The 20,681-nt window shown below is 58.0% G+C and carries 18 protein-coding genes; 11 read left to right on the top strand and 7 right to left on the bottom strand.

All coding sequences use genetic code 11. The features are described from left to right. Window positions 1-4: 4 nt before the first annotated feature. The 6 genes from FHW68_RS26350 to yaaA form a co-directional block, all read right to left on the bottom strand. On the bottom strand, window positions 5-1,492 hold the full coding sequence (locus tag FHW68_RS26350; RefSeq protein WP_095633359.1) for an alginate export family protein: 1,488 nt from the start codon (window positions 1,490-1,492) through the stop codon (window positions 5-7). Beyond that, the gene (algK, locus tag FHW68_RS26345) at window positions 1,489-3,000 is read right to left on the bottom strand and encodes an alginate biosynthesis TPR repeat lipoprotein AlgK (protein WP_177409341.1); all 1,512 of its coding nucleotides are present in this window, start codon (window positions 2,998-3,000) and stop codon (window positions 1,489-1,491) included. Before algK ends, FHW68_RS26350 begins: the two co-directional genes overlap by 4 nt. Before the next feature lie 9 nt (window positions 3,001-3,009). Continuing rightward, window positions 3,010-4,179, bottom strand: a complete 1,170-nt coding sequence (locus FHW68_RS26340; RefSeq protein ID WP_095633360.1) for an alginate biosynthesis protein Alg44 — start codon at window positions 4,177-4,179, stop codon at window positions 3,010-3,012. A 35-nt stretch (window positions 4,180-4,214) separates the two neighbouring features. Next, on the bottom strand, window positions 4,215-5,696 hold the full coding sequence (gene alg8 / locus FHW68_RS26335) for a mannuronan synthase (protein WP_371916217.1): 1,482 nt from the start codon (window positions 5,694-5,696) through the stop codon (window positions 4,215-4,217). Window positions 5,697-5,868: 172 nt separating this feature from the next. Further along, window positions 5,869-7,185 (bottom strand): nucleotide sugar dehydrogenase, encoded by a 1,317-nt coding sequence (locus FHW68_RS26330; RefSeq protein ID WP_095633362.1) that lies wholly within the window; start codon window positions 7,183-7,185, stop codon window positions 5,869-5,871. Window positions 7,186-8,016: 831 nt separating this feature from the next. Beyond that, window positions 8,017-8,796 carry a peroxide stress protein YaaA gene (yaaA, locus tag FHW68_RS26325; RefSeq protein ID WP_183683822.1) on the bottom strand — a complete coding sequence of 260 codons (780 nt, stop codon included), beginning with the start codon at window positions 8,794-8,796 and terminating at the stop codon, window positions 8,017-8,019. Between the two features lie 266 nt (window positions 8,797-9,062). On the opposite strand from yaaA, the gene FHW68_RS26320 reads away from it, so the two are divergent. The 11 genes from FHW68_RS26320 to cyoE all read left to right on the top strand — a co-directional run bounded on the left by FHW68_RS26320 (window position 9,063) and on the right by cyoE (window position 19,860). Next, complete coding sequence (locus tag FHW68_RS26320; protein ID WP_183683820.1) at window positions 9,063-10,187, top strand: polysaccharide deacetylase family protein; 1,125 nt, start codon at window positions 9,063-9,065, stop codon at window positions 10,185-10,187. Between the two features lie 336 nt (window positions 10,188-10,523). Next, window positions 10,524-11,918 carry a PhoH family protein gene (locus tag FHW68_RS26315; protein ID WP_095633365.1) on the top strand — a complete coding sequence of 465 codons (1,395 nt, stop codon included), beginning with the start codon at window positions 10,524-10,526 and terminating at the stop codon, window positions 11,916-11,918. Between the two features lie 234 nt (window positions 11,919-12,152). Next, window positions 12,153-12,626, top strand: coding sequence for a cyclic pyranopterin monophosphate synthase MoaC (gene moaC / locus FHW68_RS26310; protein WP_095633366.1), 474 nt, complete (start codon window positions 12,153-12,155; stop codon window positions 12,624-12,626). After that, window positions 12,623-12,865 carry a molybdopterin converting factor subunit 1 gene (gene moaD / locus FHW68_RS26305; RefSeq protein ID WP_183683818.1) on the top strand — a complete coding sequence of 81 codons (243 nt, stop codon included), beginning with the start codon at window positions 12,623-12,625 and terminating at the stop codon, window positions 12,863-12,865. Before moaC ends, moaD begins: the two co-directional genes overlap by 4 nt. Window positions 12,866-12,868: 3 nt before the next feature. Further along, window positions 12,869-13,321, top strand: a complete 453-nt coding sequence (gene moaE, locus FHW68_RS26300) for a molybdopterin synthase catalytic subunit MoaE (protein WP_095633368.1) — start codon at window positions 12,869-12,871, stop codon at window positions 13,319-13,321. Window positions 13,322-13,680: 359 nt separating this feature from the next. Then, window positions 13,681-14,190, top strand: a complete 510-nt coding sequence (locus tag FHW68_RS26295) for a disulfide bond formation protein B (RefSeq protein ID WP_095633369.1) — start codon at window positions 13,681-13,683, stop codon at window positions 14,188-14,190. A gap of 826 nt (window positions 14,191-15,016) precedes the next feature. Continuing rightward, window positions 15,017-15,961, top strand: a complete 945-nt coding sequence (gene cyoA, locus FHW68_RS26290; protein ID WP_095633371.1) for a ubiquinol oxidase subunit II — start codon at window positions 15,017-15,019, stop codon at window positions 15,959-15,961. Between the two features lie 3 nt (window positions 15,962-15,964). Further along, complete coding sequence (gene cyoB / locus FHW68_RS26285; RefSeq protein WP_095633372.1) at window positions 15,965-17,995, top strand: cytochrome o ubiquinol oxidase subunit I; 2,031 nt, start codon at window positions 15,965-15,967, stop codon at window positions 17,993-17,995. 3 nt (window positions 17,996-17,998) lie between these two features. Next, window positions 17,999-18,625 (top strand): cytochrome o ubiquinol oxidase subunit III, encoded by a 627-nt coding sequence (locus FHW68_RS26280; protein ID WP_095633373.1) that lies wholly within the window; start codon window positions 17,999-18,001, stop codon window positions 18,623-18,625. Continuing rightward, a complete protein-coding gene (gene cyoD / locus FHW68_RS26275) occupies window positions 18,626-18,961 on the top strand; it encodes a cytochrome o ubiquinol oxidase subunit IV (RefSeq protein WP_095633374.1) in 336 nt (111 codons plus the stop codon). Window positions 18,962-18,972: 11 nt separating this feature from the next. Beyond that, the gene (gene cyoE / locus FHW68_RS26270) at window positions 18,973-19,860 is read left to right on the top strand and encodes a heme o synthase (protein ID WP_095633375.1); all 888 of its coding nucleotides are present in this window, start codon (window positions 18,973-18,975) and stop codon (window positions 19,858-19,860) included. 119 nt (window positions 19,861-19,979) lie between these two features. Here cyoE and FHW68_RS26265 read toward each other — a convergent pair whose 3' ends face one another. Continuing rightward, complete coding sequence (locus FHW68_RS26265) at window positions 19,980-20,654, bottom strand: hypothetical protein (RefSeq protein WP_183683816.1); 675 nt, start codon at window positions 20,652-20,654, stop codon at window positions 19,980-19,982. Between the last annotated feature and the right edge of the window lie 27 nt (window positions 20,655-20,681).

The raw sequence follows: 20,681 nt of genomic DNA, 5'->3' as shown, positions 1-20,681 counted from the left end.
TGCATCAGAAGCGCCAGACCACGTCGACAAACGCGCGGTGCATGTACGAGTCGACTTCTTTGCCATACGCATCGCCAGGCTTGAACACACCGCCACGGAACCGCACCAGCGCCGAAGGCTCATCGATCGACTGGCTCAGCGCCGCCGGCAACAGGCCTTGCTTGAAGTACTTGGTGACCACCAGGTCCATTTCCTGACCGAGGTCTTTGTTGCCATCTTCCAGCGGCAGCGAGGTGCTGGAGAGAATGGCGCCGGTCACGTCGTCGGTATTGTTTTCGACGGCGTTGATGCCATTGCTGCCCACCGGCTTGTTGCCATCCACGCGCCAGAACTTGTGGTAGATCAGGCTGGCGTCGTATTCGTCGTTGAGCATCCACGAACCGAACAGGGTAGCGGTCTGCATGTTGTTCATTTCGCCACGGAAGGCTTCGCCGAAACGGTGAACCCGCGAGCGTGTACCGGTGTAGTTCGAGCGGTTGCTTTCCAGGCCGGTCTGTTCGTATTCGGCGCTGGCACGGGCATAAGCCGCACCGACTTGCCACTGCGGATCGAGGCGCAAACGCACGCCGATATCGGTGGCCCAGCCATTGAGGTCTTCACTGCGCTTGGCTTCGGTCGGGCGCGTGCCATCGGCGTTCAGCGGGTTGACCGTGTCGGTGTCGCCGCTCATGCCGGTGATGCTGCCCCAGTAATTGACGGTGTTGGTGTTGCGCCAGTTGTAGGCGTCGCTGTCGGCGGTGAGGCCGAGCCAACTGATGTCACCGTTTTGTTTCTTATCCAGCGAATCGCCGGCAACGCCCGGTTCCGGGTAGTCGAGCTGGCCGTCATCGTGGGTGTGATGACCGCGAATGCCGACCCAGTTACCCGGCGACCATTGAGTGGCGACGTCGCCGAAAACGTGCAGGCGATCCTCATCCTTGGGGGCCAGTTCTTTCAAGTCGGTGCGGTATTCGCTGAAGCGTTCGGCGATACCGACGTTGGCGCGCAACAGGGTGGTGTCGAAGGTCCAGTTCAGGGCTTCGATGTTGGTGTCGCGCCATTGGCCATCGTCGTTGCGCAGGCGTTGGCGACCCAGCTTGAGGATCTCGCCAGGGTAGGGCGTGAGGCCGCTGTAGCCGATCCAGAACTCACGCATCGCCAGGTAGTTCTTCTTGGTTTTGCGATCACCGTTGTCGGTGGTCTGGGTACCGTCGCTGTCGGACTGTTGCAGGGTATCCGTTTCGATGATGTCGGTGGACGTCACGGCCTGGCCCATGGCGTAGGCACTCCATGCGCCGCTTTCGCCGTATACCCATGGACGCAGGTCGAGGCCGACGCCGGAAACGTCGCCGCCGCTGGCAGTGCCCAGGTCACGGTCGTCTTCCGACTGGCCGGTAATTTTGACTTCGAGGCCGAAGTTCTTGTCTTCGGTCATGGCTGCCAGGGTCGGGCACGACCACAGCAGGGCGAATGTCAGGCCAATACCGGCCTTCACGAATGGATTGAGTTTCATAGGGATTCCTCGCCGTCTTCTTCTTGCAGAGCGTGCAGTTCCAGCGTGTCCGGACTCACGGCACTACGAATGGCCTGTTCTTGTTTCAACAGGCGTTGGGCCTCGGCCAGCCGGTCAGGCGGCAGTTGCGCTTCGATGGTTTGCGCAAGCTCATTGGCTTGTGGGGTGTTTTGAGCCTTCGCCAATTGGCTGAAGACATAAGCGTTGACCGGGTCGGGCCGGGTGCCCTTGCCTTGGGAGAACAGTTGGGCAATGGCGAAATCGGCACTGTTCTGGCCGTTACGCGCAGCGGTCAGCAGGTGATCCAGGGCTTTTTGCGGATAGACCTTGCCCAGGTAACCACGACGGTAAATCTGGCCGAGGTAGTAATCGGCGGCGACTTCCCGGCCGACGGCTTTCTTGAAGTGCTCTTCGGCGACCTTGGCATCGGCCGGCACCATTTTGCCTTCGAAGTAGAGCTTGCCCAGCAACAGTTCGGCGCGCGGCTGGTCGGCGGCGCGACCGTTGTCCAGGTACTTCATCATGGCGTCGACATCACCCAGTTCAGGGAAGTCGTAGAGCAATTGCGCCAGGCTGACCCAGGACGCCGGGTAGCCAGGTGCGATGCCCTCGAGCAGCGACTGAGCGGTTTTTTCGTCGGTCTTGCCCAGGCTCGCATCGCCCAACACACGGGCCACACTGTCCACCCGTTGCGCAGAAACGACGCCACGGCTGTGGCCGGCCTGCATTTGTTTGATCAGTTCGGCCTGTTGTTCTGGCTGGCCGCGTTTCTGATAGACCGTGGCCAGTTCGACGTAACAGATATCGGTAGTGTTCAACGCCGCTTTGCAGATTTTTTCCACGTCATCCAGATGCTGGTCGTACGTGCCCTGGGTGCGATAGAGCAACACTTGCGCCAGACCGGCTTCCGGTTTGCCTTGGGCGCGCCATTGGCTGATCTGCTGCTGTGCGTTGACGTTCGGGAAACTGTGCGGGTATTGCAGGTACAGCATCGCCAGCGGGATCAGGGTATTGCCTTCGCCATTGGCCGAGGCTTTCTTCAACAGCGCTTCGGCTTCGTGATGTTCGGCTTCGCTGGCACCGGGTTTGGCCACCAGCAGACGTCCCAGGCGAGCCTGGGCCCGCGGCGAGACACTGGCCGCGGCGCGGTAAGTCGCCTCGGCCTTTTTGATTTGCGCCGGGTCACGGCTGTCGACCTGCAGATCGGCCAGGCCAACCTGAGCTTCGCTGTAACCCAGATTTGCCAATTGCTGGTAGTTCTGCGCCGCCAGCGCGGTGTCGCCGCGCTTGAGGGCTTCATTGGCCAGACGCTGGTCGGGCAGGCCGGCGCAACCGGCCAGGCTCACGGCCAGTGCAAGTGAGCACACCACATAACCACTGTGGGAGCGGGCTTGCCCGCGATTCAGGCGACTCGGTACTTCAGAAAGACCGCGCTGATCTAATCGCGGGCAAGCCCGCTCCCACAGGGTTCGCGGTGTTTTCAGGAGACTGAATAGGGTCACGGGCATGTCCTCTGTTTAAAGACCGGCGGCCATGGCTTTGTTGATCAGCCAGCTCAGGTTCGGGCCACGAGTGCTGTTCACTTCCACCGGGCGACCGGCGAAGGCGCTGTCCAGCGGCTCGTCAGGTTTGATCTGCACACGGATGTCGGATGACAGGTCGGCGCTTTTCAGGCTGGTGCTGCTGACAATCTTGCCGGTACGGGTTTGGTCTTCGCCGGAGATCTGGAAGGTGACAGTGGTGCCAGGACGCACGTCGCTGAACTGGCGATAGGAGAAGCGTGCTTCAACGTTGGCCTCGGTGTTACGCGGCACCAGTTGGAAAATCACATCGCCTTTGCTGGCGTACTGACCGTTAGCCACCAGTTGCTGAGCCACGGTGCAATCGCATGGCGACGTCAGGGTGCCGGTCATTTGCTTGCCGAACAGTTCTTCAACCTTGGACGGTTGCAGTTGACCTTCGTCCAGATGGCCCTTGAGTACGTCGAGCATGCTGGTGCTGAAGGTCGCCAGTGGGGCGCCTTTGGCGGCAATGCCGTCAGCTTTGATCAGGCTCTGCACGGTGCCGTCGCGCGGCATGGTGATGTTCATTCCCTGCACGCTGACCAAGCCAGCCTGGGCGTGGCTGATGAAGTACATGCCGTACACGGACTTGAAGATGAAACCGAACGCCACCAGGCCGACCGCGAAGATACCGGCGCTGAAGGTCACCGCCTTCAGACGGCCCAGCGCAGTCATGCCGTGACCACCATCCTTGACCTTGCGCGCCTTGGTGAAGTTGTCGCGCTGCAGGGTCGCCAGCATTTCACCCACGCTGACGATGTCGCCAGCCAAGTGCGAAGTGATCAAGTGGCGCAGGGTGGAAATGTCACGGGGTTCCAGGTTCTGGAACTGGCAACCGGTGCGACCGGTCTGGCGATCGACGGAGCGGATTTGCAATTCCACGTCCATGGCCAGACCGAGGTTATCGATCACGAATTGCAGGCGAGCCTTGTGCACATCGCCGACTTTCAGCGGCAGCTGACCAGCGTTGAACGCCAGGCCGCCAGCGGAAAGGTCGATGAGCCGGGCTTCAACCGGGGTCCGGTCAGGACCGAAGAAACGCAGCTTGGCCGGAATTTTCACACGAGCGTGTTGGCGCTGGGCTTCGGATTCGTGCACTACGTTGGAGTTGACGGCGGTATTCATATGGGCGATTTCCTAGTTAATTCAGGCGAGTTCGGTCAGACCATCAACAGCAGCACGGCGACAAAAATGCTGCCGGCGGAGAAGGTCATGGTCCGAGACGACCAAGTGTTGAACCAACCTTGAAAGCTGGCGAGATCACGGGTCAGGGAAGTGGGCTGGCGACTCCAGGACTGTCGGTCGAGGCGGAAGAACACGTAGATCTTCACCAGCGCGCCGACGATCTGGTTGTAATAGAGAATCGCCGGGTAAGCCGGGCCGATCCGGTGACCGGAGCAGGACAGCAACACGGTCAGGATCAGGCGGGTAATGCCGATCCACAGCAGGTAAACCAGGATGAACGCGCTGCCATACTTGAAGGTGGCGATGATCGCGACGGTCAGGCCGAGCAGCGAGGTCCACATCGACACGCGCTGATCGAACAGCACCACCGATGTGAATGCACCGAGGCGCTTCACACCAAGGCCAAGGGCCCGGGAGTTCTGCCGCAGGTTGTTGCCGTACCAGCGGAACATCAGCTTGCGACTGGCCTTGATGAAGCTTTTTTCCGGCGGGTGTTCCACGGTATGGATCGCGGCATCCGGCACGTAGAAAGTGTCATAGCCCAGACGCATCAGGCTGAACCAGCTCGACTTGTCGTCGCCGGTCAGGAACTTGAAACGACCCAGGCGCCAGTGTTGCAGCGAGTCGCTTTCCACGTCAGCGATGAATTCCGGGTTGGTCACCACGGTGGCGCGGAACACCGACATGCGGCCAGTCATGGTCAGCACGCGCTTGGACAACGCCATCGAACACATGTTGATGTGGCGCTGGGCGAATCGCAGCTTGTGCCATTCGCTCATGATGTAGCCGCCGCGTACTTCGCAGAACTCGTTGGTGGTCAGGCCGCCGACGTTGCCGAACAGCTGGAACCACGGCACGGTCTTGAGCACGACGCCTTCAGCCAGCACGGTGTCGCCATCGATCACGGCAACCACGGCGCGGTCGTCCGGCAGGTGGCGCGAGATGGCGCGGAAACCGTAGGCCAGGCCATCGCGCTTGCCGGTGCCGGGAATGCGCACGAAGTCGAGCTTCACATGCGCAGGCGGGTTCATCCGCTTCCACAGGCTTTTCACCAGCAGTTCATCGGACATTTCGACGATGGAGCAGACCACGGTGGTCGGCAGGCCGCAGTCGATGGCCTCGCGGATTACCGAGCTGTAGACCTGAGCGGTGGTCAGGGCGTCGATACGGAAACTGGTGACCATCAGAAATACATGGGACGGGTCTGCCTCTTTGCCCAGCTTGCGCACTTTGCGCCGCAGGTACGGATAGACCACGTACAGAAAAAACATGCCGCGCACAAAGTGTGTGGCACCCATCGAGTAACGCCAGATACCGACGATACCGATCAGGAAGATAAAGTCCTTCGATTCGGAGTCGAACGTGGACGCAGGCAGCGCCATGGCGATGCCCATCAATAAACTTAGGTAAAACAGCCAACCGGCGGCCTGAAGTAGGCCGTGCTTTAGCCTGTGCATAATCTGCATCCGTCTCGATCTCGGGCGAGCCTGTGGGGTGGCCCGATGGGGTTAAGGCAGGCGTAGAAAGCCAAGTCGATCTCATCAGACCTGTAGGAGCGAGGCTTGCCCGCGAAGGCGGCGTACCGTCGCCTGGTTCGCCGGCAAGCCTGGCTCCTACGAGGAAGGTGTGTTACCAGCAGATGCCTTCAGTCCGGCCGCTCACGCTGGTGGCTTTGGACATGAAGCCAACCAGGTCGACCACTTGCTTGCCGTGTGGCGCTTCCTGCGCCAGGGCGCGGAATTTCTCGTCACGGTTGCCCAGGATGATCACGTCGGAGTTTGCGATCACGTCGTCGAAGTCGGCGTTGAGCAAGGAGGAGACGTGAGGGATCTTCGACTCGATGTAGTCCTTGTTCGCACCGTGAACACGGGCGTACTCGACGTTGCTGTCGTAGATGCTCAGGTCGTAACCCTTGCCGATCAGCATTTCCGCCAGATCGACCAACGGGCTTTCGCGAAGGTCGTCGGTGCCGGCCTTGAAGCTCAGACCCAGCAGGGCGACTTTGCGCTTTTCGTGGCTGGAGACGATGTCGAACGCGTTCTGCACCTGGGACTCGTTACTGCGCATCAGCGAGTTGAGCAGCGGTGCTTCCACGTCCAGGGAGCCGGCGCGGTAGGTCAGGGCGCGCACGTCTTTTGGCAGGCAGGAGCCGCCGAACGCAAAGCCTGGGCGCATGTAGTACTGGGACAGGTTGAGTGTCTTGTCCTGGCAGACCACTTCCATCACTTCGCGACCGTCGACGCCGACAGCCTTGGCGATGTTGCCGATCTCGTTGGCGAAGGTCACTTTGGTGGCGTGCCACACGTTGCAGGTGTACTTGATCATCTCGGCAACGGCGATGTCCTTGCGGATGATCGGGGCGTCGAGCTCTTCGTACAGCGATTGCAGAACGTCACCCGAAGCCTTGTCGAACTCGCCGATAACGGTCATTGGCGGCAGGTCGTAATCGGCGATCGCGGTGCTTTCACGCAGGAACTCAGGGTTGACCGCCACGCCGAAATCGACGCCGGCTTTTTTGCCGGAGCAGTCTTCGAGGATCGGGATCACCACGTTTGCCACGGTGCCCGGCAGGACGGTGCTGCGAACCACGATGGTGTGGCGGGTGGCCTTGTCACGCAGGACATAACCGATCTCGCGGCACACGGCTTCGATGTAGTTCAGTTCCAGATCGCCGTTCTTCTTGCTCGGCGTACCGACGCAGATCATCGACAGGTCGGTGTCGCGAATCGCCTCGGCGAAATTGGTCGTGCCGCGCAATTTGCCCGTCTCGATGCCCTTGTGCAGAAGTTCGCCCAAGCCCGGTTCAACGATCGGCGATTTGCCTGCGTTGATCATATCGATTTTGTCTTTGGCAACATCGACGCCAACGACGTCATGGCCCCGTGCAGACAGGCAACCGGCACAGACTGCGCCGACGTAACCCAAACCAAATATGCTGATGCGCATCGCAATTACCTCTCAGTTAATCAAACCTGTTTCATAAGCCATTACATGGCCGGAGTTAATGGTGTTCAGCGGTCATAGTGCACTCGCAAGTGCGGCCTTAAAGGCGTCACAATGCCGGGTACAGGCATACTAAGTTCCGAGTGTCTAAATAAGTGCACTCAAGATGTGCGCAACCAGGCCTTATTGTTATGACATGCCCTGTTATGCAGCCGACCCTCTAATCAGAGGACGTTCGTGCAAAGGTCTTGCGCGCTCAATGCCAGGCTCGAAAGCCCGTAAATCAAGCGGTTGGGTGCTCGGGTGAGCACGTTTATAGGGGCGCAGCCGTGGCCTTGTAGGGGATAGTAATGGTGCGTTATCTCCTGTCCTTCATGTATTGCCCAAATAAGTGATCAGTAAGCCTAAGTGAGTGTGACAACTTCGCTATAGGGATCTCTTGTCTGTGTAAGTTATCTCGCACAATCGCCGAGAGAATCGTTACCGGTGGTATGAGCGGCGCATTTGGACATAGTTCCTGTCCGCCCATCGCGAATTCTGAAATTTCTTGAAATGTCGAAAAAGATGGCACTGCTTTCATATTGATAGCACTTGCCGTTCGGCCCTTTATATATGGGGCTGTTATTGCGCGGGATACTTTTTTGCCACTACGCGTAAAAAAATTCAGTGCCACTACTGAAAAAAATGATCAATGTCGAATGAAACTAAAGTTAAGAAATGAACTGATAGTTTTTTGGCGTCAATAAAGCGGCGAAAAGACAGGGGTTGTTCGACGATCGAAGGAGGGCGCACGACGAAGTTATCGCTATCGTGCGCCGATCAAAAGCAGCTTGATTATTCCGGTGCGTAATCGCGCAGGAAGACCAGATTGTCCGGTTTGGACTGTTCGGCGCTGTAGCGATAACCCTGAACGTCGAACTGCTTGAGGGCGACCGGATCATTGATGCGCTCTTCGATGACGAAGCGACTCATCATTCCGCGAGCCTTTTTCGCGTAGAAGCTGATGATCTTGTACTGGCCGTTCTTCAAATCCTTGAACTCGGTATTGATGATGCGTGCGTTCAAGGCGCTGCGTTTGACGGCCGAGAAGTATTCGTTGGAGGCCAGGTTCAGCAGCACGTCATCGCCTTGATCGGCCAAGGCTTCGTTCAGCCATTCGCTGATCCGCGTCCCCCAGAAGGCGTATAAGTCCTTGCCCCGGGCATTGGCCAGTTTGGTGCCCATCTCCAGCCGATAGGGCTGCATCAAGTCCAGGGGGCGCAACAGGCCATACAAGCCGGAGAGCATGCGCAAATGCTGCTGGGCGTAATCGAAATCGGCTTCGCTGAACGTTTGTGCATTCAGGCCGGTGTACACATCACCCTTGAAGGCCAGCAATGCCTGCTTGGCGTTGGCAGGAGTGAAGGCCGGGGTCCAGCTACCGAAACGCGCGGCATTGAGACCGCCGATCTTGTCGGAGACATGCATCAATTCGCTGATCTGCGCGGGCGTCAGGTCGCGCAGTTGCAGGATCAGCTCCTGAGAATGGTCGAGGTACTGCGGCTGAGTGAAGCGCTGGGTCGCCGGCGGTGTTTCGTAGTCGAGGGTCTTGGCGGGGGAAATCACCATCAGCATGAAGTCGTCTCCTTTAATCGTGGGGGCGATTCTAGGGGGTTGTCCTTGTTGACTCCAGCTATCAAGTCCATAGCTGATCGGTAGCCATGTACAAAACCTGTAGGAGCGAGGCTTGCCCGCGAAGGCGGTGTATCAGTCGGCATCATCGGTAACTGGCACACCGCCTTCGCGGGCAAGCCTCACTCCTACGGGAGATCGGTGCTGCTGCGGGAATGTGAGCGCGATCGGCTATAGTGCCGCGCGGGTTTTGTTATGGAGACATCCCATTGCGTATCGTTTTTCTATTCTCGGCCTGGCTCTTGAGTTTTGGCGCCTTTGCCGCGCCGGGCGATGTGGCAACGCTGGATCGCAGCACCTGGCCTGAGCAGCTCAGCAGCCCGACGCTGTTTGATGTCGCTTCGCGCGCCGAAATCCTCATGTTCGCCCGCGTTCTGTTGGCCAGTGAATCGCTGGATGAAGCGAGCCTGGCTCAACGCCTGGGCCTGCGCACCCTCAATCTGGAGTCGGTCAACCAGCTGCGCCAACGCCTGTGGCAGCGTTTGCTGAGCAATTACAACTTCGCTCAGCAAAGCTGCGATCAAGATGCTTCTTTCTGTTTCCTGGTCGAGGACATGGCCACCCTGCGCGAGCAAGCGGCGAAGTTTCAAGTGGGCGAGGACAGCTATTACATCAAATGGGCCGAGCCGAGCCGGTTGTTCCACGCCCAGTACCTGGACGAGCAGTTGCGCAAGGCCGCGCTGTTCCCGCAGACCAGCAGCGAAGTCGATCGTTTTGGCGACTATGAGCGCAATGGCGAGGCCATGAATGATCGGCTGTTCCTGCTGACCTTCGACAGCGCCGCCAACGCCGCGCCAGATAACACCGCCTGGGTCACCGAGTACCTGCGCAAATCCAGCATGAGCGCTACGTTCTTCGTCCTCGGCAAAGACATACAGGCCCGCCTGGCCGAGCGGTCGGTGGCCAGCCTGCAAGGGACTTATTCGCAGCAATGCGTGGGCGTGCAAGGCTGGGAATTCCGCTCACACAGCCATTGGCAAGCCTGGCAGGACTCGGTGCGACGCAGTGTCGAGCTGGTCAAAGGCAAGCTGCCGGAGAATTACGTGCCGCTGTTTCGCCCGCCCGAGGGGCAGCGACGATCCGATGCCGAAGGCTTCTTCACGGCTCAGGGCTTGCAGGTGGCATTGTGGGATATCGATGCCCAGGACGGCGCCGGCAAGCTCAAAGGCAACCAGAGCGCACAACGGGTATTGACCCTGATGCTGCTGTGGCGGCACGGGGTGATCAATTTCAATGTGAAGCAGGATGCGCTGAAAACGGCGATGCCTTGGCTCATTACGCAAACGGCGCCAAGCGGGATCGGTTGGGCAGACTGTCAGGAGGCGTTTCGCTGAAAACGGCAAAAGGCCGCAAACATGGGATGAAAGGCGATTTTTGCAGAGAAATCGGTGCAGGCGGACTTCCGACTTTAACGGCACATTGCCTGCACGCCAAGGGCTATTCGTCACTCTGAAAAATAAACTTCAAAAAAGCGTCAAAGTGCTTTTTTCTGTCACAGGTTTTGGAGTATTACGAAGACAGACCGCCGAAACCTGCAACACAGGTGGCGTCTCCCAAGACCCAGTTTGTGTGCAGTTCACTTGACTCCTCGCAGGTGAATTCGGCGGCCACTTCGAGGCGCAGCACCGTTATGGTATTGCGTCGACTGGCTCCCACAAAGGTGACCGAGTATGGATGATCACGGACGTAGCCCTTCCTCCAACCAGCCAATCCTTTATGTACTCGATACCAACGTATTGATTCACGATCCAAACGCCCTGCTTAATTTCGAAGAACACCACGTCGCCATCCCGATGACCGTGCTTGAAGAGCTGGACAAGCTCAAGAGCGGGCATCACAGCGTGGCCGCGGAATGCCGCCAGGCGATTCGCCTGATCGACAAAACGTTGGGCGATGCCAGCCCCGAAGACGTCGAACTGGGCGTACCGATCCAGCGCGGCAAGAGTGGGCCCAAGGGTTTGCTGTCAATTCTGATGAGCAAGCGCACTGAGCCGAACATCATTCTGCCCGAGCATCTGAACGACAACATCATCATCAACCAGTTGATCGACCTGCGCGCACGCGATGCAAAATTGCCCGTGGTGCTGGTCACAAAAGACATCAACATGCGCCTCAAGGCCCGGGCTTGCGGGATTGCGGCCGAGGACTACAGCACCGACCAGTTGGTCGACGACGTTTCATTGCTGCCCAACGGTTATCACAACATGACCGGTTCATTCTGGGATCGGGTCAGCAAAGTCGAAACCCGGCAGGATCATGGCCGCACCTGGCACCAGGTGCAGTTGATCGACAACCTGCCTGCGGTACACGTCAACGAGTTCATCATCGACGAACAGGGCTTTGTTGGTTGGATCAAGGAAATCCAGGTCGACAAGTTGCTGATCCTCGATCTGCATCAGGAACCTCTGCTGCATCAGGAAGCCTGGGGCCTGAAACCGCGGGACATCTATCAAAGCCTGGCGTTGTATGCCTTGCTTGATCCGGACATTCACCTGGTCAACCTGTCCGGCGCGGCCGGTTCCGGGAAAACCATCCTGGCCCTGGCGGCGGCCATCGAGCAGACCATGGTCAGCAAACGCTACCGGCGCATCATCGCCACCCGTAGCGTGCAGGGGCTGGACCAGGAAATCGGCTTCCTGCCCGGTACCGAAGCGGAAAAAATGGAGCCTTGGCTCGGCGCCATCACCGACAACCTCGAAGCCTTGCACATGGATGACGAAAGCACCCATGGCAGCGTCGACTACATCCTCAGCAAAGTGCCGTTGCAGTTCAAATCCCTCAACTACATCCGAGGCCGCAGCTTCCAGCAGAGTCTGATCCTGATCGACGAATGCCAGAACCTCACGCCGCACCAGATGAAAACCATCATCACCCGTGCCGGCGCCGGTTCCAAAGTCGTGTGCCTGGGCAACCTGGCGCAGATCGATACCCCTTACCTGTCCGCGACCAGTTCCGGGCTGACGTACTTGACCGAGCGCTTCAAGGACTTTCCTAACGGTGTACACATCACCCTGCAAGGGGTGCCACGCTCGATTCTGGCCGAATACGCCGAATCGCATCTGTAACCCTCACCAGAACCGGGGCGGCCCAAAACCGCCCGGTTTTTTATACCCGACCCATAACCCCTTGTAGGAGCGAGGCTTGCCCGCGAAGACGTCGGCACATCCGACATCAATGTGACTGACACATCGCTTCGCGGGCAAGCCTCGCTCCTACAGGGGCATGTCTATCCGATAATCAAACGTGCGGAAAATTGACCCGCAGGTTTACAATCGATGCTCCTGATCAGGAGTATCCCTGTGCTGACTCATCTCGATTCCCAAGGTCGCGCCCATATGGTCGACGTCACTGAAAAAAATGTGACGTTCCGTGAAGCGACGGCCCAAGCGCTGGTGCGCATGCTGCCCGAAACCCTGCAGTTGATTGTCACGGGCGGCCACCCCAAGGGTGACGTGTTCGCCGTGGCGCGAATCGCCGGCATCCAGGCGGCGAAAAAAACCAGCGATCTGATTCCGTTGTGCCACCCATTGATGCTCACTGGCGTCAAGGTTGAGCTCAGTGCTGAAGGCGACGACACCGTGCGCATTGTGGCGCGCTGCAAGTTGTCCGGGCAGACCGGTGTCGAAATGGAAGCGCTGACCGCCGCCAGCGTCGCGGCGCTGACCATCTATGACATGTGCAAGGCCGTGGATCGCGGCATGACCATCGAAAGCGTGCGGCTGCTGGAGAAACTCGGCGGCAAGAGCGGCCATTTTCGGGCGGATCAGCCATGAACATTACCGTGAAGTTTTTCGCCCGCTACCGTGAAGCGCTCGGTGTGGACTCGGTGAAAGTCGACGGTGATTTCGCCACGGTCGACGATGTGCGCGCGCTGCTGGCCCAACGTGACGGCGCCGAGGTACTGGGCGAGCAAAACCTGATGTGCGCCCGCAACGAAGACCTCTGCCAGCTCGACGAGCCGGTGAGCGATGGCGATGAAGTGGCGTTTTTTCCGACCGTGACCGGGGGCTGAGCCATGGCGATTCGGGTGCAGTCCACACCGTTCGATCCGGGTACTGAAGTCAACGCCATGCACGCTGCCAATGTGGGCGTGGGTGCGGTGGTGAGTTTTGTCGGCTACGTGCGCGACTTCAATGACGGCCTTGATGTCGCCGGGATGTTTCTGGAGCACTACCCGGGCATGACCGAAAAAGCCCTGGGCAAGATTGCCGCGCAGGCCGAGCAGCGCTGGCCACTGTTGAAGCTGGAAGTGTTGCACCGCATCGGCGCGCTTGAGCCGGGCGAGCCGATCGTGTTCGTCGGCGCCGCCAGCGCCCACCGTCAGGCAGCATTCGATGCCTGTGCCTTTGTCATGGATTATCTGAAAACCCGCGCGCCGTTCTGGAAGAAAGAAAACACCCCTGACGGGCCGCGTTGGGTAGAGGGGCGTGACAGCGATCATGCGGCGGCGGATCGCTGGAAGCAGTAAGCACTCGATCAGTGTTCACAGGTCGATTCCTGAAAAACACTTGAAAGTTAATCGGTTCTTAACCGGTTTGTCGCTTATTCCTTGTGGCGAGCGAGCTTGCTCCGGGCGGCTTTGGGCTGCGTAGCGGCCGCAAAAATCCGAGCGCCACGTCTCAAGCCGGAGCAAGCGCCTCGCCACAGGCTTGTCGCCGGCTCAAGACGCTCGTGAACAGCAGCGTGTAGACTGGCGGGCAACCGGTATCAGACCAACAGTGGTCGCGCTTGCCACCAGTCGGCATATCGAAGACAACATCAGTGCGGAACAGCCGCTGCAAGCGCAGCCGCTGACGAGCTGATCTACAGAAACAAAAGGGAAACGCGATGAGCGAGGAAACCATGCGGTTGGGACGTGAACGGCGCTATCTGGTGTTGCTGGGCATCATCTGTCTGGCGCTGATCGGTGGCGCGCTGTACATGCAAGTGGCTTTGGGCGAGGCACCGTGCCCGCTGTGCATCCTGCAACGCTATGCATTGTTGCTGATTGCGCTGTTCGCCTTTATCGGCGCGGCGATGCGCACCCGCCGCAACGTCACGCTGTTCGAAACGTTGGTGGTGATCTGCGCCATTGCGGGCGCGGGGGTGGCCGGGCATCACGTCTATACCCAGTTTTACCCGGCGGTCAGTTGTGGCGTCGATGTGCTGCAGCCGATCGTCGACGGCCTGCCGCTGGCGAAGATCTTTCCACTGGGTTTCCAGGTCGATGGCTTCTGCTCTACGCCTTACCCGCCGATCCTCGGCTTGTCCCTGGCCCAGTGGGCACTGCTGGCTTTCGTGTTGATCGTGGTGTTGGTGCCGCTACTCACTTTGCGTAATCGCACAGCCCTGCGCTGAGTCGGTACGCCAGACCGTTACAGGCAAAAAAAACGCCCCGGCTCTCGTTGAGAGACCGGGGCGTTTTGCATATTTGCAGGTCAAGTAAAACGCCTTGATGCTCGACAAGAAAGGATGCGACACGTGTGCGACACGTTGTCACAGCTCGAGTGTCGCCAGGCATTTCAAATTGCTGATTGAGGGCATCGCTTCGCAGCAAAAACCTACTCTTCCAGGCGCTGTCGGTTTCAATGCTCGTCGGTCGAAACAGGCAGTTTTAACGGGGCCTGGAAAATTGCCAAAGCCCTTGTCACATACGGGGTAGAGCAGGGTCGAATGCGAGCGCAGAGCCTTGGAAGCTGTCTGAACTTCGCGTGGTAGACCTACTATTTTTGGTGTTTTTGTTGAGAATGAATTTCGATACCATGGCGCACTTTTGCAGAAGCCGTTAGTGATTGTTGTCGGGACGGATATAAATTATTTCGGGATGAGACATGGTTTATGAATCGCTACATATCTACAATCGCCCGCACTGAATTCCCGGCACTGCTCACCCTTGCTCAGGTGCATGAGCAGAATCAGGGTGTCGAGAGGCCCGATGGCTTCGTGCGACTCCCAGGTGTCGGTGCCTTCCGACTATCCGCACCAAATGGAATTGGTCTGTAACAAGGCCCTTGACCACGAATTCGAATAAGAACTCACCGCAGGCCCGGCAATTGTCGAACCGCGTCTGACGCGCGACGGGCAGGCCCTTATTCAATCCAAGAAAAATGCCAACCCTTGGCAGGGTGAAGTGTTGGCGATCAAAACCCAACTGCATTGCGCAAGCTGCTTTAGAGGTCGTGAGATGAGTAAAAACAGGTACCCCAGACTACTAGGCTTATTGCCGCTGCTCGGCACTCTGTTGCTGGGAGGCTGCAACATGACCTTGCTCGATCCCAAGGGCCAGGTCGGCCTGGATGAGCGAAACCTGATCATCACCGCAACGCTGCTGATGCTGTTGGTCGTCGTGCCGGTCATCGTCATGACCTTCCTGTTCGCCTGGAAATACCGCGCTTCCAACAAGGACGCTGTCTACACGCCGAAATGGTCGCACTCCACCAAGATCGAAGTGGCGGTGTGGACTATTCCAGTACTGATCATCATTGCTCTGGGTTACATCACCTACAAATCGACCCACGCCCTGGATCCTTACAAACCGCTGGAATCCGACGTCAAGCCAGTCACCATTGAAGTGGTCGCGCTGGACTGGAAGTGGCTGTTCATCTACCCGGAACAAGGCATCGCCACGGTCAACAAGATCGTGTTCCCGGCGCACACGCCGATCAACTTCAAGGTGACTTCAGACGCCGTGATGAACTCGTTCTTCATCCCGGCCCTGGGCGGCCAGATCTACGCGATGGCGGGCATGCAGACCAAACTGCACCTGATCGCCAACCAGAACGCTGAAATGGACGGTATCTCCGCCAACTACAGCGGCGCGGGTTTCACCGGCATGAAATTCAAGGCGATCGCCACTTCTCAGGAAGATTTCGACGCCTGGGTAAGCGAAGTCAAAAAGGCACCTAAACAGCTTGAACAAGCTGAATACGCAGCCCTTGCCAAGCAAAGCCAGAACAACCCAGTCGAGCTCTACTCCTCGGTCACGCCGAACCTGTTCCAGATCATCGTCGACAAGTACGAAGGCATGAAACCGGGTCCGAAGGTCAAGCACGAGAAGAAAGAGAAAGAAGTGGCCCATATGGAAGGGATGGACATGAGCTCGCATTCAGCTGCCGGGGCAGAGGAGTAAACGATGTTTGGTAAATTAAGTTGGGAAGCGGTCCCGTTCCACGAACCGATCGTGATGGTAACCATCGCCATGATCGCGCTCGGTGGTCTGGCGCTGTTCGCTGCAATCACCTACTTCAAGAAGTGGACGTATTTGTGGACCGAGTGGCTGACGTCGGTCGACCACAAGAAAATCGGCGTGATGTACATCATCGTCGCCATGATCATGCTGCTGCGCGGTTTTGCCGACGCCATCATGATGCGTACCCAGTTGGCCATGGCCACCGAGGGTTCGCCTGGCTACCTGCCACCTGAACACTATGACCAGATCTTCACCGCTCACGGTGTGATCATGATCATCTTCATGGCGATGCCATTCTTCACCGGCCTGATGAACCTTGCAGTGCCGCTGCAGATCGGCGCGCGTGACGTTGCCTATCCGTTCCTGAACTCCCTGAGCTTCTGGCTGCTGGTGTCCGGCGTGGTGCTGATCAACCTGTCCCTGGGCGTCGGCGAATTCGCCAAGACCGGCTGGGTTGCCTATCCGCCGCTGTCGGGTCTGCAATACAGCCCGGGCGTGGGGATGGATTACTACATCTGGGCGCTACAGCTATCCGGGCTAGGTACGACGCTGACGGGGGTCAACTTCCTGGCCACCGTGCTGAAAATGCGTACCCCGGGCATGAAGCTGATGGACATGCCGATCTTCACCTGGACCTGCACCTGGGCCAACGTCCTGATCGTGGCTTCGTTCCCGATCCTGACCGCTACCCTGGCACTGCTGACGCTTGACCGTTACATGGATTTCCACATTTTCACCAATGAACTTGGTGGCAATCCGATGATGTACGTCAACCTGTTCTGGGCCTGGGGTCACCCCGAGGTTTACATCCTGATTCTGCCGGCGTTCGGGATCTTCTCCGAAGTCATCTCGACCTTCACCGGCAAGAAGCTGTTCGGCCACCACTCGATGATCTACGCCAGTGGCGCGATCTCGATCCTGGGCTTCATGGTCTGGCTGCACCACTTCTTCACCATGGGATCGGGTGCCAGCGTCAACGCCTTCTTCGGTTTGGCGACGATGCTGATTTCTATCCCGACGGGTGTGAAGCTATTCAACTGGTTGTTCACCATCTATCAAGGCCGTCTGCGTTTCACCAGCCAGGTTCTCTGGACCCTGGGCTTCATGGTGACCTTCGCCATCGGCGGCATGACCGGCGTATTGCTGGCCATTCCGGGTGCCGACTTCGTTCTGCACAACAGCCTGTTCGTGATCGCGCACTTCCATAACGTGATCATCGGCGGCGCGGTATTCGGCTACATCGCAGGTTTCGCGTTCTACTTCCCGAAAGCGTTCGGCTTCAAGCTGCACGAAGGCTGGGGCAAGGCAGCATTCTGGTTCTGGATCAGCGGCTTCTTCGTCGCGTTCATGCCGCTCTATGCACTGGGCTTCATGGGCATGACCCGTCGTCTGAACGCCACCACCAACCCTGAATGGGTGCCGTACCTGTACGTTGCCATGTTCGGTGCGCTGATGATCGCCGTCGGTATCGCCTGCCAGTTGATCCAGCTCTACGTCAGTATCCGTGACCGCAAGCTGCCGCAGAACATGTGTGAACATGGCGACCCGTGGAATGCCCATACCCTGGAATGGTCGACTTCCTCGCCACCACCGTTCTACAACTTTGCCGTGCTGCCAAAAGCAGAAACCATCGACCCGTTCACCGAAGCCAAGGAAAACGGCACCGCCTACAAGGCTCCGGCCAGGTACGAGCCGATCCACATGCCAAACAACACCGCCACCGGTGTGGTCATGGGGGCTCTGTTGACCGTGTTCGGTTTCGCGATGATCTGGCACATCTGGTGGTTGGCCATCGCAAGCCTGGTCGGCACTGTCGTGTACTTCGTGATCCACGCTGCACGTGATGATCAAGGCTATATGGTGCCGGTCGACGTAATCGAGCGCATCGAAGCCGAGCAGCACAAGCGTCTGGTAGCGGCCGGGAAAGTTCCAGCCACCGCCACCCGTGTTGAAACCTCGTTGGAACAGGCTTAAACCATGTCGAACTTAGTGACCAATGCTGGACACACCCATGTCGATGGACATGGGCATGATGACCATCACCACGACTCGGGCGAGATGACCGTATTCGGTTTCTGGCTCTACCTGATGACCGACTGCATTCTGTTTGCGTCGATCTTCGCGGTGTACGCGGTACTGGTTAACAACGTAGCGGGTGGCCCGTCGGGCCACGACATCTTCGAGCTGCCATACGTACTGGGCGAAACCGCTCTGCTGCTGTTCAGCTCGATCACCTACGGCTTCGCCATGCTGGCGTTGTTCAAGGGCAAAAAGAACCAGGTACTGGGCTGGCTGGGCATGACCTTCCTGTTTGGTGCCGGCTTCATCGCCATGGAGATCAACGAGTTCCACGTACTGATCGCCGAAGGCTTCGGCCCTAGCCGCAGCGGCTTCCTGTCCGGGTTCTTCACCCTGGTCGGCACCCACGGTCTGCACGTGACCAGCGGTCTGATCTGGATGGCCATCATGATGTATCAGGTGCAGAAAAACGGCCTGACGGCGACCAACAAGACCCGTCTTAGCTGCCTGAGCCTGTTCTGGCACTTCCTGGACGTTGTGTGGATCTGCGTATTCACGGTTGTTTATCTGATGGGGACTATGTAAATGGCTAACGCTCATTCCCACGATGGTCACGAAGCCAACCACGGCAGCGTAAAGTCCTACGCCATCGGCTTCATCCTGTCGGTGATCCTGACCGTCATACCTTTTGGCCTGGTGATGTACCCATCCCTGCCGAAAGCCATGACCCTGTGGATCGTTCTGGCCTTTGCTGTGATCCAGGTGCTGGTGCACCTGGTTTACTTCCTCCACCTGGACCGCTCGGCCGCCCAGCGTAACAACGTGGTTGCGTTTGTTTTCGCCGCGATCGTAATCGTCCTGTTGGTCGGCCTGTCGCTGTGGATCATGTTCAGCATCCACACCAACATGATGGCGAAGTGAGGTAAGTCCGCATGTCCCTCAAGCACTTTATCCAAATCACCAAACCGGGGATCATTTTCGGTAACGTGCTTTCTGTGGCAGGCGGATTTTTCCTGGCCTCCAAAGGGCATGTCGATCTGGCCATCTTCCTGGCCGCGATGATCGGCACGTCCCTGGTGGTGGCTTCCGGTTGCGTGTTCAACAACTGCATCGACCGCGACATTGACCTTAAGATGGAACGCACCAAGAACCGTGCGCTGGTCCAGGGCCTGATTTCGCTGAAATTGGCCTTGGTGTTCGCAACGGTGCTGGGCGTGGCCGGGGTGGCGCTGCTGTACAAAGTGGCCAACCCGCTGGCCGCACTGTTCGCGGTGATCGGTTTTGTCATCTACGTCGGTTTCTACAGCCTGTACCTCAAGCGCAAGTCGGTTCACGGCACGCTGGTGGGCAGTCTGTCGGGGGCGATGCCGCCGGTGATTGGCTACGTGGCTGTGACTAACAGTTTCGACATGGCCGCACTGACGCTGCTGGTGATGTTCAGCCTGTGGCAGATGCCGCATTCCTACGCCATCGCAATCTTCCGCTTCAACGATTACCTGGCCGCATCGATTCCGGTGCTGCCAGTCAAGCGCGGAATTGAAGTGGCCAAGAAGCATATCCTGCTCTACATCCTGGCGTTCCTCGTGGCGACCTTGATGCTGACCTTCAGCGGCTACGCCGGCATGAGCTACCTCGCCGTCGCCGCGGCCATGGGCATGTACTGGTTGTACATGGCCTGGACCGGCTACAAGGCAGTGGATGACACGGTCTGGGCACGCAAGCTGTTCGTGTTCTCGATCTTCACCATTACCGCGTTGAGCGTAATGATGTCGCTGGACTTCAAAGTGCCGAGTGAGCTGTTGCTGACTTACGCGCCTTAAGCTTCGGATGCTGTAAAGAAAAGCCCCGCCCTTCGAGAGAATGGCGGGGCTTTTTGTTGGGTGCGATTCAGGTGGTTCTGAGCAAGTGCAACCTCGACAAATGAATCGAGCCCTTCGTCTCAACATGATCCGTATGACGGTCCTGGGCAGGAAGATTTTTTCAACGTCTCGCTTGTCTCCCACACCGTCGGATTGCACTGTATTCCAGGCTTGTAGTTGTCTTGAATGAACCGGATGAAACGTTCCGCTTGCTCGGTCTGCGTCAGATATCCATGGTTTGCCTGGCCTTTCGGTACCTGGGGTCGGTACACGGCAGGGATGCTCAATGGACAAGAACCAAAGTAGTAAAACGTATCCGCTACCAATACGTACTGACCGGAGATGTCTTCCTCTAGGTGATGTTTACTTGGTCCACAATCGGCCCAGTGGTTCACATTTTTCAGCTGTTCAAAATGAGAAAACTCGAACGCGCCGGGTACTAATGGACGGTAGATGTTGTCCCCTGCTTTGGCGACTGGGTCAATCAGCTGAGTGTTCGGAATCTTGTCCTGAAAACGAGGGTCGATGAAGTAATCGCGCAAATGAACTTTCTCGCCAATCCGCATCAAGTACACCAATCGCTCTTCACCCACAGGATCACGGTTCAGCATTACTGAAGTGAAGCCGGCGATCCACTGGCCTACACGTTTGCACAGACGAATCGATGGCTTACAGGTAGCCAGCGTGAGCGTATGGCCAAACGGGTTAGGCGCGAACCCGGTGTCGTGGGTCATCTTGTAGCTGAACAATTCCATCAAGGCTTCCTTACTCATAACTCTCGG

The sequence above is a fragment of the Pseudomonas sp. Tn43 genome, assembly GCF_014192635.1.
Lineage (GTDB): Bacteria > Pseudomonadota > Gammaproteobacteria > Pseudomonadales > Pseudomonadaceae > Aquipseudomonas.
Note: the sequence above shows the minus strand (reverse complement) of the source record. Positions and strands in the feature narration are given on the sequence as shown.

What these genes read in the sequence shown, in the direction of transcription:
- algK (WP_177409341.1), bottom strand. Translation starts at nt 3,000, where the DNA reads ATGCCCGTGACCCTATTCAGTCTCCTGAAAACACCGCGAACCCTGTGG.
- moaD (WP_183683818.1), top strand. Translation starts at nt 12,623, where the DNA reads ATGAACATTACCGTGAAGTTTTTCGCCCGCTACCGTGAAGCGCTCGGT.
- FHW68_RS26315 (WP_095633365.1), top strand. Translation starts at nt 10,524, where the DNA reads ATGGATGATCACGGACGTAGCCCTTCCTCCAACCAGCCAATCCTTTAT.
- cyoB (WP_095633372.1), top strand. Translation starts at nt 15,965, where the DNA reads ATGTTTGGTAAATTAAGTTGGGAAGCGGTCCCGTTCCACGAACCGATC.
- FHW68_RS26265 (WP_183683816.1), bottom strand. Translation starts at nt 20,654, where the DNA reads ATGGAATTGTTCAGCTACAAGATGACCCACGACACCGGGTTCGCGCCT.
- FHW68_RS26340 (WP_095633360.1), bottom strand. Translation starts at nt 4,179, where the DNA reads ATGAATACCGCCGTCAACTCCAACGTAGTGCACGAATCCGAAGCCCAG.
- FHW68_RS26295 (WP_095633369.1), top strand. Translation starts at nt 13,681, where the DNA reads ATGAGCGAGGAAACCATGCGGTTGGGACGTGAACGGCGCTATCTGGTG.
- FHW68_RS26350 (WP_095633359.1), bottom strand. Translation starts at nt 1,492, where the DNA reads ATGAAACTCAATCCATTCGTGAAGGCCGGTATTGGCCTGACATTCGCC.
- alg8 (WP_371916217.1), bottom strand. Translation starts at nt 5,696, where the DNA reads ATGCACAGGCTAAAGCACGGCCTACTTCAGGCCGCCGGTTGGCTGTTT.
- FHW68_RS26280 (WP_095633373.1), top strand. Translation starts at nt 17,999, where the DNA reads ATGTCGAACTTAGTGACCAATGCTGGACACACCCATGTCGATGGACAT.
- cyoA (WP_095633371.1), top strand. Translation starts at nt 15,017, where the DNA reads ATGAGTAAAAACAGGTACCCCAGACTACTAGGCTTATTGCCGCTGCTC.
- moaE (WP_095633368.1), top strand. Translation starts at nt 12,869, where the DNA reads ATGGCGATTCGGGTGCAGTCCACACCGTTCGATCCGGGTACTGAAGTC.
- FHW68_RS26330 (WP_095633362.1), bottom strand. Translation starts at nt 7,185, where the DNA reads ATGCGCATCAGCATATTTGGTTTGGGTTACGTCGGCGCAGTCTGTGCC.
- cyoD (WP_095633374.1), top strand. Translation starts at nt 18,626, where the DNA reads ATGGCTAACGCTCATTCCCACGATGGTCACGAAGCCAACCACGGCAGC.
- cyoE (WP_095633375.1), top strand. Translation starts at nt 18,973, where the DNA reads ATGTCCCTCAAGCACTTTATCCAAATCACCAAACCGGGGATCATTTTC.
- yaaA (WP_183683822.1), bottom strand. Translation starts at nt 8,796, where the DNA reads ATGCTGATGGTGATTTCCCCCGCCAAGACCCTCGACTACGAAACACCG.